The organism is Mesorhizobium sp. M0140, from assembly GCF_040322475.1.
Lineage (GTDB): Bacteria > Pseudomonadota > Alphaproteobacteria > Rhizobiales > Rhizobiaceae > Mesorhizobium.
The window spans coordinates 76,433-92,064 of the sequence record NZ_JAMYTM010000013.1 but is presented as its reverse complement, the minus strand read 5'-3'; the positions used below and the strand labels follow the sequence as shown (position 1 = coordinate 92,064).

15 protein-coding genes are annotated in these 15,632 nt (G+C 61.8%); 2 read left to right on the top strand and 13 right to left on the bottom strand.

All coding sequences use genetic code 11. The features are described from left to right. Positions 1–66: 66 nt before the first annotated feature. Positions 67–1,395, top strand: a complete 1,329-nt coding sequence (gene gltA, locus NKJ37_RS15515) for a citrate synthase (RefSeq protein ID WP_027036654.1) — start codon at positions 67–69, stop codon at positions 1,393–1,395. 68 nt (positions 1,396–1,463) lie between these two features. On the opposite strand, the gene lpxB is transcribed toward gltA, so the two are convergent. From lpxB to NKJ37_RS15450, 13 genes are all read right to left on the bottom strand, one after another. Continuing rightward, the gene (gene lpxB / locus NKJ37_RS15510; protein WP_128303625.1) at positions 1,464–2,642 is read right to left on the bottom strand and encodes a lipid-A-disaccharide synthase; all 1,179 of its coding nucleotides are present in this window, start codon (positions 2,640–2,642) and stop codon (positions 1,464–1,466) included. Then, positions 2,635–3,552 carry an LpxI family protein gene (locus NKJ37_RS15505; protein ID WP_352442398.1) on the bottom strand — a complete coding sequence of 306 codons (918 nt, stop codon included), beginning with the start codon at positions 3,550–3,552 and terminating at the stop codon, positions 2,635–2,637. The genes lpxB and NKJ37_RS15505 overlap by 8 nt, the downstream gene beginning before the upstream one ends. Next, the gene (lpxA, locus tag NKJ37_RS15500) at positions 3,524–4,357 is read right to left on the bottom strand and encodes an acyl-ACP--UDP-N-acetylglucosamine O-acyltransferase (RefSeq protein WP_352442397.1); all 834 of its coding nucleotides are present in this window, start codon (positions 4,355–4,357) and stop codon (positions 3,524–3,526) included. The genes NKJ37_RS15505 and lpxA overlap by 29 nt, the downstream gene beginning before the upstream one ends. Before the next feature lie 13 nt (positions 4,358–4,370). Beyond that, positions 4,371–4,838, bottom strand: coding sequence for a 3-hydroxyacyl-ACP dehydratase FabZ (fabZ, locus tag NKJ37_RS15495; protein WP_013531753.1), 468 nt, complete (start codon positions 4,836–4,838; stop codon positions 4,371–4,373). Continuing rightward, a complete protein-coding gene (gene lpxD, locus NKJ37_RS15490; RefSeq protein ID WP_352442396.1) occupies positions 4,831–5,889 on the bottom strand; it encodes a UDP-3-O-(3-hydroxymyristoyl)glucosamine N-acyltransferase in 1,059 nt (352 codons plus the stop codon). Before lpxD ends, fabZ begins: the two co-directional genes overlap by 8 nt. A gap of 75 nt (positions 5,890–5,964) precedes the next feature. Continuing rightward, entirely contained in the window at positions 5,965–8,331 is a 2,367-nt protein-coding gene (gene bamA, locus NKJ37_RS15485; protein ID WP_352442395.1) for an outer membrane protein assembly factor BamA, read from the bottom strand. Between the two features lie 217 nt (positions 8,332–8,548). Next, complete coding sequence (gene rseP, locus NKJ37_RS15480) at positions 8,549–9,691, bottom strand: RIP metalloprotease RseP (RefSeq protein ID WP_023812928.1); 1,143 nt, start codon at positions 9,689–9,691, stop codon at positions 8,549–8,551. 104 nt (positions 9,692–9,795) lie between these two features. Next, a complete protein-coding gene (locus tag NKJ37_RS15475) occupies positions 9,796–10,611 on the bottom strand; it encodes a phosphatidate cytidylyltransferase (RefSeq protein WP_023812929.1) in 816 nt (271 codons plus the stop codon). Next, positions 10,608–11,342, bottom strand: a complete 735-nt coding sequence (locus NKJ37_RS15470) for an isoprenyl transferase (RefSeq protein ID WP_023812930.1) — start codon at positions 11,340–11,342, stop codon at positions 10,608–10,610. The genes NKJ37_RS15475 and NKJ37_RS15470 overlap by 4 nt, the downstream gene beginning before the upstream one ends. A gap of 34 nt (positions 11,343–11,376) precedes the next feature. Further along, a complete protein-coding gene (gene frr, locus NKJ37_RS15465) occupies positions 11,377–11,931 on the bottom strand; it encodes a ribosome recycling factor (protein ID WP_023812931.1) in 555 nt (184 codons plus the stop codon). Between the two features lie 99 nt (positions 11,932–12,030). After that, complete coding sequence (gene pyrH / locus NKJ37_RS15460) at positions 12,031–12,753, bottom strand: UMP kinase (RefSeq protein ID WP_013531760.1); 723 nt, start codon at positions 12,751–12,753, stop codon at positions 12,031–12,033. A 147-nt stretch (positions 12,754–12,900) separates the two neighbouring features. Beyond that, complete coding sequence (locus NKJ37_RS15455) at positions 12,901–14,007, bottom strand: aldo/keto reductase (protein WP_352442394.1); 1,107 nt, start codon at positions 14,005–14,007, stop codon at positions 12,901–12,903. Between the two features lie 38 nt (positions 14,008–14,045). Continuing rightward, positions 14,046–14,573, bottom strand: coding sequence for a nuclear transport factor 2 family protein (locus NKJ37_RS15450; RefSeq protein ID WP_128303617.1), 528 nt, complete (start codon positions 14,571–14,573; stop codon positions 14,046–14,048). Between the two features lie 116 nt (positions 14,574–14,689). Here NKJ37_RS15450 and NKJ37_RS15445 point away from each other — a divergent pair, with 116 nt between their 5' ends. After that, positions 14,690–15,616 (top strand): LysR family transcriptional regulator, encoded by a 927-nt coding sequence (locus NKJ37_RS15445; protein WP_127295546.1) that lies wholly within the window; start codon positions 14,690–14,692, stop codon positions 15,614–15,616. The last annotated feature ends 16 nt before the right edge of the window (positions 15,617–15,632 follow it).

Genomic DNA, 15,632 nt, shown 5'->3' with positions numbered 1-15,632 from the left:
ATTTTCGACGTGTCGCTCTGCAGAATTTTGCCTTTGCCGGCATGAGGAAACAAGAAGGAGTTTGCAATGACCGAAGCTGCGAAAAAAATGGATTTGGGCGGCAAGACCCAGGAGGCCACGGCAACGCTTGCATTCGCCGGCAAGACCCATGAATTCAAGGTGCGAAGTGGTTCGGTCGGGCCTGATGTCATCGATATCGCCTCGCTCTACTCAACCACCGGCGCCTTCACTTACGATCCCGGCTTCACCTCGACGGCAAGCTGCGAGTCCGAAATCACCTTCATCGACGGCGACGCCGGCATCCTCCTGCACCGCGGCTATCCGATCGACCAGTTGGCCGAACATGGCGATTTCCTCGAGGTCTGCTATCTCCTGCTCTACGGTGAATTGCCGACCAAGGCGCAGAAGGACGACTTCGACTATCGCGTGACGCGCCACACCATGGTGCATGAGCAGATGTCGCGCTTTTTCACCGGCTTCCGCCGCGACGCGCATCCGATGGCGGTGATGTGCGGCGTGGTCGGCGCGCTGTCGGCCTTCTACCACGACTCCACCGACATCTCCGACCCCTACCAGCGCATGGTTGCCTCCATGCGGCTGATCGCCAAGATGCCGACGATCGCGGCGATGGCCTACAAATACCACATCGGCCAGCCGTTCATTTACCCGAAGAACGAGCTCAACTTCGCCGCCAACTTCCTGCACATGTGCTTTGCCGTGCCGTGCGAGGAATACAAGATCAACCCGGTGCTGGCGCGCGCCATGGAGCGCATCTTCATTTTGCACGCCGACCACGAGCAGAACGCCTCGACCTCGACCGTTCGTCTCGCCGGCTCGTCGGGCGCCAACCCGTTTGCGTGCATCGCCGCCGGTATAGCCTGCCTGTGGGGACCGGCGCATGGCGGCGCCAATGAAGCGGCGCTCAACATGCTTGGCGAGATCGGCCATGTCGATCATATCCCCGAATTCATCGCCCGCGCCAAGGACAAGGACGACCCGTTCCGCTTGATGGGCTTTGGCCACCGCGTCTACAAGAACTACGATCCGCGCGCCAAGATCATGCAGAAGACGGCACATGAGGTTCTGGGCGAGCTCGGCATCAAGGACGATCCGCTGCTCGACATCGCCATGGAGCTGGAAAAGATCGCGCTGACCGATTCCTATTTCATCGAGAAGAAGCTCTACCCGAATGTCGACTTCTATTCCGGCATCACGCTGAAGGCGCTGGGCTTTCCCACCACCATGTTCACCGTGCTGTTCGCGGTCGCCCGCACCGTCGGCTGGATCGCCCAGTGGAAAGAGATGATCGAGGATCCGCGCCAGAAGATCGGCCGCCCGCGTCAGCTCTATACCGGCGCACCCGAGCGTGACTACGTGCCGATCGCCAAGCGGTGAATTGGGAGTAGGGATTGGGGATTGGGGATTGGGCAGTAGGCAGTAGGCACGGTCAACTTCCCTACTCCCTACTGACTATTCCCTCTCTTGATATACCGCATCACCACCTGCGCGGCGATCTCGCCGGACGGTCTATCCGTCGCCATGCGCCGCGTGATCTCTGCAAATCCATTCTTCTGCCAGGCGCGCATGCCGCTGTCGGCGAACAGGGCTTCCAATTGCCGGGCCAGATTGTTCGGCTTGATGTAGCCGTCGTAGAATTCCGGAATAAGCGCTCGATCCGATATCAGATTGGGCAGCAGCGCCGACCAGACGGAAACGAGGTACGGCGCCAAGACGCGCGCGACCGGGTCGAGCCTGTAGCAGGAAATCATCGGCACGCCGGCCAGCGCCAGTTCCAGCGATACCGTCCCGGACGCGATCAGCGCCGCATCGGCTTTGCCGAAAGCCTGCCATTTGCGTTGGGGATCGACGATGATCTCAGGCTTTTCATCCCAGCGGTTGACGGAGGATTTGACGAGGTCGGCGACATGCGGAACGGTCGGCAGCAGCAGCCGTAGGCGGTGGCCACGCGCACGCAGAATCGACACCGTCTCGCCGAACGGGTCGAGCAGCCGCCGTACCTCGCCACGCCGCGAACCGGGCAGGACGAGCAGGGTCTTGACGCGATCAGGAGAAAGGTCGCGCGGCAGCTCCTGCGCCTTGGCTGCGGCCAGCAAGCCCGCATCGTGGGTCAGGCGATGCCCGACATAAGTGCCCGGCGGCCCGCCGAGCCGATCGAGCTCCTTGACCTCGAAAGGCAGGATGCAGAGGATGTGGTCGACATAGGGCTTCATCGCCACCGCCCTGCCCGGCCGCCACGCCCATACGCTCGGGCAGACATAGTGGATGATTGGAATCGACGGGTTGGCCGCACGCACCTTTTTGGCGACGCGCAACGAAAAGTCCGGACTGTCGATGGTGACAAGGCAGTCCGGCTTTTCGTCGGCAACGGTCTTGGCCAGTTGGCTGATCCGCCGTATCAGGCGCGGCAGGTCGCGCAGGACGGCACTGAACCCCATGAGGGCGATCTCACCGGCATCGAATGGCGAGACCAGTCCCAGCGCCTGCAAATGACGGCCGCCGAGGCCGACGAGTTGCACCTCGCGCCCGGCCGCCTGCCTGAGCGAGCGTACTATGTCGGCGCCGAGCAGGTCGCCGGACTCCTCTCCGGCAACGATCGCGATCTTCAATGCCCTGTCAGCCATTGCGCGGCTCCGTGGCGACAGGCAGGCCAAGGACGAACAGGCCGAGTGCATTGGCGCGTGCGATGGTTCCAGGACCTTCGAGGATCAGCGAGCGTCCCGCCTCGACGGCAATGCCGGCGAGCCCGGCCGCGTGCGCTGCCTCGACCGTCTGCGGACCGATGGATGGAAGATCGGCGCGCAGTTCCTGACCAGGCTTGGCGCACTTGACGAGGACGCCGCGGGTCTTGCCCGCAATACGGCCGTGGCCGCGCAGCAGCTTCGCACGATCAAGCAGGCCGGCTGTTCCTTCGATGCCTTCCAGCGCGATTGCCCGGCCGCCAACCGCGATCGCCGCCTGGCCGACATCCAGCGCCCCGATGGCCTTTGCTGCCGCAAGGCCCGCCTCAATATCACGCCAGTCCAATTTTCGCGGTTCGGCCTTGGTCAGCACGCCTTCGGCGGCGACAAGATTCGGCACTACTTCGTGGGCGCCAACGACCTTTATTCCACGCGCTTCGAGGCCCCGTGCCAAGATCTTTAGAAGACCATCATCGCCACGCGCGAGCGCCATGACGACCAAAGGAATCACCGCGAGCAGGCTGAGACTGGGGCGCAGCGCAAGCAATCGCGGCCGGCGCTTGATCTCGCCTGCAAGCACCAGATGGGTGATCCGGTGCCGCCGCAGCAATGGGACGAGCGAGCCTATACCTTCCAGAGCGAGGTTTTCGTGATCGTATCGGGAGAGTTCCGCGATGCGGTCGACTTCGCCTTCCATCAGGATGACGAAGGGCGGATAACCTTGTTCAGCCGAACCGGCCGCGACTTCGACCGGCAGACTGCCGCCGCCGGCAATGATGCCGACCCTGGAGCCCGGCGGAAGATCAAGACGCGCTGCCGCTGTCTCAGTCTTCGTCATCGACATCGTCGCCATCGCCGCCCTTGAGCGACGGCACAGCATAGTGCCGCTTGCCGCGACTGGTAATGAAATCGATGATCTTCATGGCGGTCGGCGACGACACGAACTCCGCCTTGGCGAATTCGATGTTCTCGCCAACGGTGCGGGAACGATCGAAGATCATCCTGTAAGCCTTGCGCAGCACAAGGATTTCGGACCTCGGCAGACCGGAGCGCTTGAGGCCGATGATGTTGAGACCGCGCAGGCTGGCGCGGTTACCGACCGCGATGGCAAAGGGGATGACATCGCCGACGATCGCGGAGCAACCGCCCAGAAAGGCGTTGTCGCCGATGCGGACGAACTGATGCACTGCGGTCAGGCCGCCGATATAGACATTGTTACCGACCTCGCAGTGGCCGCCCAGCGTTGCGCCATTGGCGAACGTCGCATTGTTGCCGACGACGCAATCATGGGCGATATGGGCGTAGGCAAGGAAATTGCCATTGTCGCCGACCGTGGTCTCGCCGCGGCTGGAATCGGTACCGAGATGCATGGTCACGCCTTCGCGGATCGTGCAGTTCCTGCCGATGACCAAGGTGGTTCGGCCGCCCTTGTGCTTGGTGTTTTGCGGCGGCGCGCCCAATGTCGCCATCGGGTAGACCTTGGTCGAGGCGCCGATCGACGTCGCGCCCATCACCGAGACATGACTGACCAGTTCGACGTCGTCGCCGATCACCACATCGGCCCCGACATGGCAGAACGGCCCGATGCGCGCGCCTTGGCCGATTTGGGCGCCTTCCTCGACAATGGAGGAAGCATGAATGGATGTTCTGATTTTCATAAGCACTCGATCGTCAGTCGCTGGTGACCATCATGGCTGAAATCTCGGCCTCGGCCGCCTTGGCGCCGTCGACCATGGCTTCACAAGCGAATTTGAGCAGGTTGCCGCGTTTCTTGATTTTCTTGACATAGATCTTCAACTGGTCGCCGGGAACGACCGGTTTGCGGAATTTGGCGTTGTCGATGGTCAGGAAATAGACCAGCGACGGCTTTTCGGTGCCCAGGCTGCGGATACAGATGGCGCCGGCCGTCTGCGCCATCGCCTCGACGATGAGCACACCCGGCATGACCGGCTGCTCAGGGAAATGGCCCTGAAAATGCGGCTCGTTTATGGTCACGTTCTTGATGCCGATGGCGGATTCGTCGCCATCGATGTCGACGATACGATCGATCATCAGGAACGGATAGCGGTGCGGCAGGAGCTTCATCAGCCCCATGATGTCGACCGCTTCCAGCGTCGTCGACGCGATCATGTCAGCCATTGCCTCCCTCGCCCTGTTTGCGGGTCCTGGCGAGCTTGCGCAGCATGGCTATCTCCCGCATGGCTTCCGCCATCGGCTGTGCCGGATAGCCGCCCCAGATCTCGCCTGCAGGGACATTGCTCATAAATCCACTTCTGGCGGCAAGCTTGGCCCCTGTCCCTATGGTCAGGTGATCCGCAAGCCCGACGCCGCCGCCCATGGTGACATTGTCACCCACGATCACAGAACCCGAAATACCCGAAAGCCCGGCTATTATGCAATTGCGGCCGATGCGGACGTTATGGGCGATCTGCACGAGATTGTCGATCTTGGTGCCCTGGCCGATGACCGTATCGGACATGGCGCCGCGATCGACGGTGGTGTTGGAGCCGATCTCGACGTCGTCCTGGATAACGACACGACCGATCTGCGGCACGCGCTCGGGCCCCTTGGCCCCGCCGACGAACCCAAAACCATCTTGGCCTATCCTGGCACCGCCATGAATGATGACGCGATTGCCGATCAAGGCATACTGGACGCTCGCGCCTGGACCGACATAGCCGTCGCGGCCGATCTGGCAGGATTGTCCGATGACCGCATTTGGGGCGATGACGGTACCGCTGCCGATCGAAGCGCCTGGCCCGATGACCGCGCCGGCCTCGATGACGGCACCGGCTTCGACATGCGCGGTCGCATCGACATGAGCGTGCGGCGAGACGCCGGTTTCACTGGTCATCGGCCCTGGTGTCGCCGCCCTCGGAAACAGCAGACGCCCGACAAACGCGAAGGCCTGTTGCGGACGCGGATGAACCAGAACGGCAACGCCGGCCGGCGCCTTGCCGGCAAATTCCGCCGGGCACAGGACCGCGGCTGCCCGCAGCGACGGCATCAGCGCGGAATTGCGCTTGCCGTCGACAAAGACGAGCGCATTCTCGCCGCCCTCGCTGGCTGGCGCGAGTGCTTCGATCGAAATATCTGAGTGGCCGGAATCGACGAGCACCGAGCCGGTCAGATTCGCGACTTCGCCCGCCGTATACCGGCGTGATGGCGCGAAGAACACCGGATCGGTCATTCCAGAAGCTATATCCAGCTAGGTCGGAACATTTCTCCCGGACCCTGAAGACCCGGGAGCATCGTTGGCCGCCGATCAGAAGCGGGTCGATATGCCGAAGTTGAATTCCTGCACGTCGTCGCGCGCTTCCTTCTTGACCGGGATCGCATAGTCGATACGGATCGGACCGAACGGCGACGCCCACATCAGGCCGAGGCCGACCGAGGCACGCAACTTCATGCCGACCGAGTCCTGGGTGACGCCAGCGGTGTCGACCTTGCTTCCATAGAGCGTTGCCGCATCCGCGAAGACAGCGCCACGCAAGCCGAAGCTTTCCGGTACGACCGGCAACGGAAACTGAGCTTCTGCGGACGCATTGAAATAGGTCGTGCCGCCGAGATGGTCGCCCGTAGCAATATCGACAGGACCGATGCCGCCATAGGCAAAGCCACGGATCATGCGATCGGTGCTCTGGAATTGATCGAAGATCCGCAGACCATCGCTGCCGTATCCTTCAACATGGCCAGCGCCACCTGAAATGAGCCCGACTAGGTCGTACTGCTCCGACAACGTCTGGTAGATGCTGCCGCGCCCCGTGACCTTCACGAACTTGGCATCACCGCCGAGGCCTGCGACTTCTACCGTCGTGGTGGCGTAGATACCCTCGTGCGGGCTCTTCATATCGTCGATGGTGTTGTAGACCAGCCCGAGGCTGACCGACGACTTGATCCAAGGGCTTTGTTCGATGCCATCCAGGATAGCCGTGGAAACGTCACACTTCGCCGGATCGTAAACGCCGCCGGTCACGCAATCGTCTTCCAGCTTATACTTTTCTTGCGAGATGTTGTACGCCAACTGGGTCGAGATGCTGTCGGTGATCGGCAGACCGAAGCGCACCGTCGCGCCCACAGTGTCGCTTTCGTAGTTGTCGTATTCCCTGGTCTGCTTGAAGATGTCGAAACCGGCAGCGATGCGCCGTCCGAGGAAATAAGGCTCGGTGAAGGACAGGCTGTAGTCGCGTGAATTCTTGCCGCCGCCCGCCGACAGCTTGATGAACTGGCCACGACCGAGGAAGTTGCGCTCGGTCACCGAGCCTTCGACCGACGGACCGGCCGTGTCGCCACCGGTCGAATAACCAGCGCCTACCGAGAACTCGCCGGTCGATTTCTCGACCACATCGACCACCAGAACGACCTGGTCAGGCTGCGAGCCCGGCACGGTCGAGATGTCGACTTTCTCAAAGTAATTCAAGTTTTCCAAACGCTTCTTCGCGCGCTGGATGAGCACCTGGTTGAAGGCATCGCCTTCGCTGACGTCGAACTCACGGCGAATGACATAGTCACGCGTGCGATCGTTGCCGCGGATCTCGATGCGTTCGATATAGGCCTTGGTGCCCTGGTCGATCGTATAGACAACCGAAATGGTGTGGTTCTCGAAATTGCGGTCGCCGCGCGGCGTGACCTGCGCGAAGGCATAGCCGGAACCGGCCACCTTCTCGGTCAGCGCGATGATGGAATCCTCTACGTTCTTGGCGTTGTAGACGTCACCCTTGTGGGTCTCGATCACCGATTCCAGCGACTTGCCGTCGACTTCAGGGATCGAGCTCTCGACGCTGACGTCACCGAACGTGTAGCGGTCGCCTTCCTGGACGGTGATGGTGACCGTGTACTTGTTCGTCGCACTGTCGAGTTCACCGACAGCGGACACGACCTGGAAGTCGGCATACCCATGATTGTAGTAAAAGCGACGCAGCAGCTCCTGGTCGGCGCGCAGCTTGTCGTCGTCATAGACGTCGTCGCGCAGGATGAAGGAAACCCAGGACGAACGCTTGGTGTTGATGATATCCGACAGGCGGCGGCTGGAATAGGCGCTATTGCCGACGAAATTGATCGCCGCGATCTGCGTGCGATCGCCTTCAGCGATGTTGAAGACAACATTTACGCGATTGTCGCCAAGCTGCATGACCTGCGTGGTCACGGTCACATCGTCGCGACCAATGCGCCTGTATGCAGCCTTGACCGATTCCACGTCGGCATCGAGCGTCGCCTGCGAGAACGTTCCGCGCGGCTTCAGCTGCACGGCCGCCGCAAGCGCATTGTCCTTGAGCTTCTTGTTGTTCTGGAACAGCACCTGGTTGACAACCTGGTACTCGGCAACCTTGACCACCAGCGTCGAGCCGACCTGGTTGATCTGCACGTCCGAAAACAGGCCTGTGCCGAAGAGCGCCTTGACCGCACCGTCGATATCGGAACTGGAGAAAGCCTTGCCCGGCTTGATGGTGATGTAATTGCGGATGGTCTCAGCGTCGATACGCTGATTGCCGCTCACTTCGACTCTGCTGACGACAGCGGCTTCAGCCGCCGATGTGGCAACGAACTGCACTGCGAGCGCGCCTGGCACGACCATGGCCGCGGACAGGGTCACCGCGGACGCGGCGCTTAGAAACTTGGATGCTGCCTTCATCGGGCTTAATAACCTTTTCTCGTAGTCCCCACGGCGAGAAAACCGGACGTGCGGTAATTTCCCCTACCGTATTAACCGGATTTTCCCTACACGCAAGGCTTCTGGTTAATTTGTATTTACTTAACCCTGCGGCGTGGCTTTCGCGTCACTCATATCCCCTTGCATGGTAAACGGCGTCTCAACATCGTCCATGCAGAAGCCAAATTTCTTCATGATTTCAGCACCCAAACAGATCGTTCCAAAAAACGAACCCCATGAAGCACAGCACCAGAAGCAACCCGGCCCGATAGGCCATTTCCATCATCCGTTCCGACACCGGACGGCGAATGACAGCCTCCACCCCGTAGAACAAGAGGTGACCGCCGTCGAGGGGGGGAATCGGCAAAAGGTTCAGAATTCCGATGCCAACGGATAGCAGTGCAACCAGCTGCACGAGCCATTCGAATCCCAGTTTCGCAGCCCTGCCCGCCATGTCGGCTATCTTCACCGGACCGCCCAGCTGACATTTGTCTTCGCGCCCGACAACAAAGCGCTGCAGGAACTGGCCGGTGCGCTGGATGACGTGACCGGTTTCCTCGACCGCCGCCGCGACCGCTCCGACCGGCGTGTAGGTGATGAGCCTCGGCTGGCCGAGTTCCTTGTTATTGACGACACCGATCACGGCGACCTTGACCTTGTTGCCGAGCGCGTCTTCCTGTTCCATCAGCCGCGGCGCCGCGGTCACAGTGACCTCCTGGCCGTCGCGCAGCATGACGAAGGTGATTGCGTCGTCGGCACGGCCCGAGACCAGGCGTTGAACGTCGCCAAAGGTTTCGACCTTGTTGCCGTCGACGCTGACGAATCGGTCGCCGGGAAGAATGCCGGCCTTCGCCGCCGGGCTGTCGGCGGTCACCTCGGCCACCATGGGCTCGGCGACATAGCGGCCATAGGCGGTGAACAGCACGGAAAAGACGACGATCGTCAGCAGGAAATTGAACAACGGTCCGGCCACCACCGTTGCCGCGCGCTTCCAGATCGGCTGCGTGTGGAAGGCGACCTTGCGCTCTTCCTCGGTCAGCGTTTCAATTTCTTCCGACGTGGGCTGGCTCGATGTGGCGTTCATGTCGCCGACGAATTTGACATAGCCGCCAAGCGGTATCGCACACAGTTTCCAGCGCGTGCCGTGGCTGTCGTTGAAGCCGAAAAGTTCCGGGCCGAAGCCGATCGAGAAGGCCCTGACACCGATGCCGCACCAGCGCCCGACAAGGTAATGGCCCATTTCATGGACGAACACGACCACTGTCAGCACGAAGAGGAATGGCACCAGCGTGCCCAGGACAAAGCCTTCTGTGCTGAAAAGCGCGTGAAGAATCTCGTTCAAGACAAACCCTCAAATTCTTCCACGGCGCAGACTGCGCCGTGACTGTGACACCAATCCGGGCGAATCCAAGGCGCACCGCGCATAGGACCCTGAAATGACATCGCTCAAACGGGAAACAGACCCTGCGCCGGATGATCGGCGTTCGCCGAAATCCAGCCGATGACGTATAGGGCGAATGCCGCTGCGACAAGCCCGTCGACACGATCCATGACGCCGCCATGGCCCGGGATGAGCGCCCCCGAATCCTTGCGGCCATGGCGGCGCTTGATCCAGGATTCGAACAGGTCGCCTGCCTGCGAGACAATCGACAGCACGAGCGCGACCAAGCCGAGCAATACCAGATTGCCGACACCGGCAGCTGCGGCGAGGACCAGCCCGGCGACGACGCCGCCGACAGCGCCGCCGAGTGCGCCGCTGCGCGTCTTGCCGGGCGAGATCGCCGGCGCCAGTTTCGGCCCCCCAACGGCGCGCCCCACGAAATAGGCAAGGATATCGGTGGCCCAGACGACCGCGAACAGGAACAGGATGGCAATGAGGCCTGAACGATCGCCATCCCGCAGCAAGGCGAGCGACAGGCCTGAAACCGCGGCATAGGCAAGGCCGCTCGCATCCCATTGTCCGGTCTTGCGAACCGAGGCGGCTATCGCCGTTGCGGCAACAATGGCCGCCACAAGCGGTAGCAGCCAGGAGGAGGCCAGGCCGCCAATCAAGGCGCCAATGAAGACAACCAGCAGTGCTTCCGGCAGGAAACCCAGACCCGTTGCCCCGGTTGGCCGCGACATGCGGGTCCATTCATAGAAGATCGCCGCTACGATCACGGCACACAGCAGCCGGAACGGCAAACCGCCGATCCAGGTCAAGCCGAGAGTGATGATGGCGAGCACGATCGCCGAAACGATACGGAGTTGAAGATTGCTCATCCCGCGGCCGGTCGCGAAGCGACGTCCTGGCCTCCAAGTCCGCCGAAACGGCGTTCGCGGCCAGCAAACTCACGCAAAGCTTCCGCAAGGTGCTCGCGGCTGAAGTCGGGCCAATAGCAAGGCAGGAAGACGAGTTCGCTATAGGCGGCTTGCCACAGAAGGAAGTTTGACAACCGAAGCTCGCCGCTGGTGCGGATGACGAGTTCCGGGTCGGGAATGCCTTGCGTATCAAGCGCGCCGGCAAAACTTTCGGCTGATATCGCCTCGGCGTCGAGTTCGCCACGCGCCACGGCCGCCGCAAGCTTTTGTGCCGTGCGAACGATTTCGTCTCGTCCGCCATAGTTGAAGGCGATCACCAGCGTCAGCGATTCGTTTGCGGCCGTCAGCGTTTCGGCCTCATCGAGCAGTCCCCTGATATCAGACTGCAGCCCTGCCCGGTCGCCGATGATTCTAACCCGCACACCGCTCTGGTGCAGTTCAGCAAGGTCACGGCGGATGAACATTTTCAAGAGGCCCATCAGGTCGCTGACCTCGGACTTCGGCCGCGACCAATTCTCCGACGAGAAAGCATAGACGGTCAGGTAGGAAATGCCGAGCCCAGGTGCCGCGCGCACCGTCTTGCGCAGCGCCTCGACACCGGCACGGTGGCCCGCAAGACGGGGCATGCCGCGCGCCTTGGCCCAGCGTCCGTTTCCGTCCATGATGATCGCGACATGCGCGGGCGTTGCCATGTTCTTGCTTTCGGGTCAGCCGGCGGCCATGACCCTAAACCTGCATGATTTCAGCTTCCTTATCGGAAAGCAGGTGGTCGATGTTGCTGATCGTCTCGTCGGTAAGTTTCTGGACCTGGTCCGAGCGCTTGCGCTGATCGTCTTCGCTGATGTCGCCGTCCTTCTCCGCCTTCTTCAGGAAGTCCATGCCGTCGCGGCGCACATGGCGCGCGGCGACACGGGCGTTCTCGGCGTAGGTGTGCGAGATCTTGACCAGTTCCTTGCGGCGCTGTTCGTTAAGTTCGGGAAGTGGAATCCTGAGGTTGGTGCCGTCTACGATCGGGTTGAACCCCAAATTGGATTCGCGGATCGCGCGGTCGACCGCGCCAACCATCGACTTGTCCCATACCGATACCGAGATCATGCGCGGCTCCGGCACCGAGACGTTGGCGACCTGATTGATCGGCATGGTGGTGCCGTAGGCCTGCACCTGGATCGCATCGAGCAGATTGCTGGAGGCGCGACCGGTCCGCAGCGAGGCCAGATCATGCTTGAACGCGGCAATGGCCCCATCCATGCGCCGCTTGAGATCGTCGTACTCACCACTCATCTTTATCTCCTCGACCGTCTAATGCGGGCTCACTGCTTCGGGGCCGTCTTCGAATCGAACTTCCGAAAACCGGCTTCCCTTTTCGGGTCAGGCCGCCGATCAATCGTCCGCGACGACCGTGCAGCGGCCGCCGCCCCTCAGAATATCGCCGAAACCACCTTTTTCGTGGATCGAATAGACGATTATCGGAATGTTGTTTTCGCGCGCAAGTGCAATCGCAGCGGTATCCATGATGGAAAGGCCGCGATTTATGACTTCGCCATGGCTGATGCGCTCGAAACGCGTCGCATTCGGGTCCTTCTTCGGGTCCGCCGAGTAGACGCCGTCGACCTGAGTGCCCTTGAACAGCGCGTCGGCGCCGATTTCAGCGGCGCGAAGGGCTGCGGCCGAATCAGTGGTGAAGAATGGATTGCCGGTGCCGCCGGCAAAGATCACCACCTTGCCCTGGTTCATGTAGGCGGTCGCCTGGCGCTGCGAAAAGCTCTCGCAAAGTTCGGGCATGGCGATCGCCGAAAGCACCACGGCGTCGACGCCGATCTTGTTCAACGACGTGCGCAGCGCCAGCGAGTTGATCACCGTGGCAAGCATGCCCATGTGGTCGCCGGTGACACGGTCGCCGCCCTTGGAGGCAACGGCCACGCCGCGAAAGATGTTGCCGCCGCCGATGACGACGCCGACCTCGATGCCCAATGCACGCGCCTCGGCGATGTCGCCGGCGATGCGATCCACTACTGAAACGTCGATGCCGAAATGCTGCTCGCCCATCAGTGCTTCGCCCGACGCTTTCAGCAAGACACGTCGGTAGAGGGGCTTCACCGTCATCTGGGCCTCTTCATTTGCATGTGGCGCGTTCCGGGTGGCTGCTCTGGCGCAGGCGCGCCATCCGAAACAATGGCGTTCCGATACACGAAGGGCGCCGCGATGTCACGCGGCGCCCAAACGGCAAATTGCCGGTTTCCTGCCCATTGATCAATTGGTGGACACGCTGGCCGACTCTCCTTCGATAAGCACCGGTGACACGTAGTTGGGGGGCTTGTCGCCGGTTGTCGCGCCGCCGGTAACGCGCGCCTGTATCTGCGAACCGAAATAGGAATAGGGAAACGGCGCTGGAGTTCTGCTGGCTCTCTCCAGCCGGTCGCGATGCGCTTTCGGAATCTCGAAATCCAGCGCGCCAAGATTGTCACGCATTTGGCTGAGCGTCGTCGCACCGAGGATGACGGTTGCGATCCCCGGCTGCGTGGCCACCCAGTTGAGCGCGACCTGAGGCATGCTGCGGCCGACCTCGGATGCGACCTTCTCGAGTTCGGCCACGATAGCCCAGTTGCGTTGCGTGAACTTTTGGAAACCCGGATGCGTCGAGTTGCGAAATCCGTCGAGGCGGCCGTTTCCGGTCTGGGCCGGTCGATACTTGCCGCTCAGCAAACCGCCGGCCAGCGGGCTCCACACCATGATGCCGGCGCCATGGCGCGTGCCGAATGGCACGAACTCGTTCTCGATCGCGCGTTCGGCCAGCGAATATTCGAGCTGTAGCGCCGAAACCGGCTCATATCCTCGCAATTCGGCGATCGCCTGTGCGCGGCCCGCATACCAGGCGGGCACATCGGAAAGGCCGACATGGCGCACCTTGCCCATCCGGACCAGGTCGTCCAGCGTGCGCATGACCTCTTCAGCCGGGGTCAGCCTGTCCCAGACATGCATGAGATAGAGATCGATATAGTCGGTCCCCAACCGTTTCAGCGAAGCATCGACGGCCCGCATGATGTTCTTGCGGCCGTTGCCGCCAGCATTCGGATTGCCGGGCTGCATGTTCATGGTGAACTTGCTGGCTATCACCGCCGTGTCGCGCAGCCCGCGCTCGGCGATGAATTCACCAAGCCAGGCTTCGGCCGTGCCATCTGTGTAGAGATCCGCCGTGTCGAACACATTGCCGCCCGCCTCGACATAGGCGTCGAAAATCGCCCGCGCCGTATCCCTGTCGGCTCCCCAGCCCCATTCCTTGCCGAAAGTCATCGTGCCCAGTGCCAGTCGGCTGACCCTAAGGCCGCTGTTGCCAAGAGTGTAGTAGGTCATGGTCATGATCGTCTTCCAATGCTTGGTGATAGATACCCCGCGCGTCACTGGCCCGGAGTGTTCTTGACCCAGGGATTGCCGCGCTCGTGTGTCATGTGGAACGCGAAGCCATCGACCTTCCAGCCATCCGCAAAACGCGTCAGGTGATGCTCATAGGTGCCCCAGACCTCCCAAAGCGGGTCGCCATTGCCTTCCATCCGGTTCCAAGCATAGCCGTTCGACAGGACAGTCGCCGTGTCCGCCTTGAGAGCGACCTGGTGATTGGTGCGCAGATGCAGGCTTGTCTTGCTGCCCTTGAGGTTGGCCGCCCAAGCGCCAACCAGATCGTCGGAAGCGATGTTGGCCGCCGGCTGTCCGGAGAGACTGCTGAAGTCGGCGGTGATCCGATCCGCAAAATAGCCGCGTGCAAGTTTCCAGTCCTGGGCGTCAACGGCCCGGTCGATGGCATCGGCAATGCGAATGACCGCGCGTTCGTCTGCAAGGGCCCGCCAGTCTGATGGCTCCGCCCCACCGGCATCCATCGGCGCCAACGCCATGCCTGCCGTGAAAGTTACGTGCTTTAACGTGTTCATGTCTCGTCTCCTCAGTGCCATCAGCCGATCGCCGATGAGTTGGCGACAATGTGGACCACCGCCTTGGCATCGATAAGGTTGCATTGTTCGCAAAGACCATGCGATATCATTCATGAATGGATCGCGATCTGCTCAGCCATCTTCCGGTCGTGGTCGCCGTTGCCCGGCGTGGCGGCTTCGCGCTTGCCGCCGCCGAACTCGGCATGAGCCCTTCGGCGGTCAGCCATGCGGTGCGCATTGTCGAAGAGCGGATCGGCCAGCCCTTGTTCGCCCGCACGACGCGCAGCGTTTCGCTCACCGAGGCCGGCAAGGCGCTGGTGGAAACGGCGGCTCCGGCCCTCCAGGATATTGCCGAGCGGATGGACCGCATCCGCAGCGTCAAAGGCAGGCCGTCTGGCCTGCTCAGGATCAACGCCTCCAACATAGCGATACCATTGGCGGTGACGCCGGTGGTCGCGGCGATGGCCGAGCGCTATCCGGAGGTTACGGTCGAGGTCTTCGCTGACCAGGGTCTGGTTGATATCGTCGGCGAAGGCTTCGATGCCGGCGTCCGGCTTGGCGAGATGATCGCTCAGGACATGGTTGCGGTCCGGCTGACGCCGCCATTCTCCGTCGTCATCGTCGCCTCGCCCGCCTATATCGGAAGGCACGGCCGTCCCGGCGGCGTTGCCGACCTGGCGAACCACAATTGTATCGGCTACCGGCTCGTCCGCTCCGGTGCGCTCTATCGCTGGGATTTGATCGAGGATGGCAAGGACATCGCCATGGAGACGCGGGGCAGCGTTGTCGTGACGGATTCGCTCGCAGCAATCGATCTTGCGCTTGCAGGCGTCGGGCTTGCCTATGTGTTCGAGCCGCTGGCGCGCGCCGATCTTGCCGCGGGCCGCCTCGTCCAGGTGCTGCCGCAGACGGCGATCGAGGAACCGGGGCTATTCCTCTATTTCCCTCGCCGGGCGGCGATGGCGCCGAAGCTCAGGGCCTTTATCGACACCGCACAAGAAATCGGCCGGGCCTCCTTGCGGACACCCGGCCGAGTTGCCTGAGTTCGTGAGCCCTGGA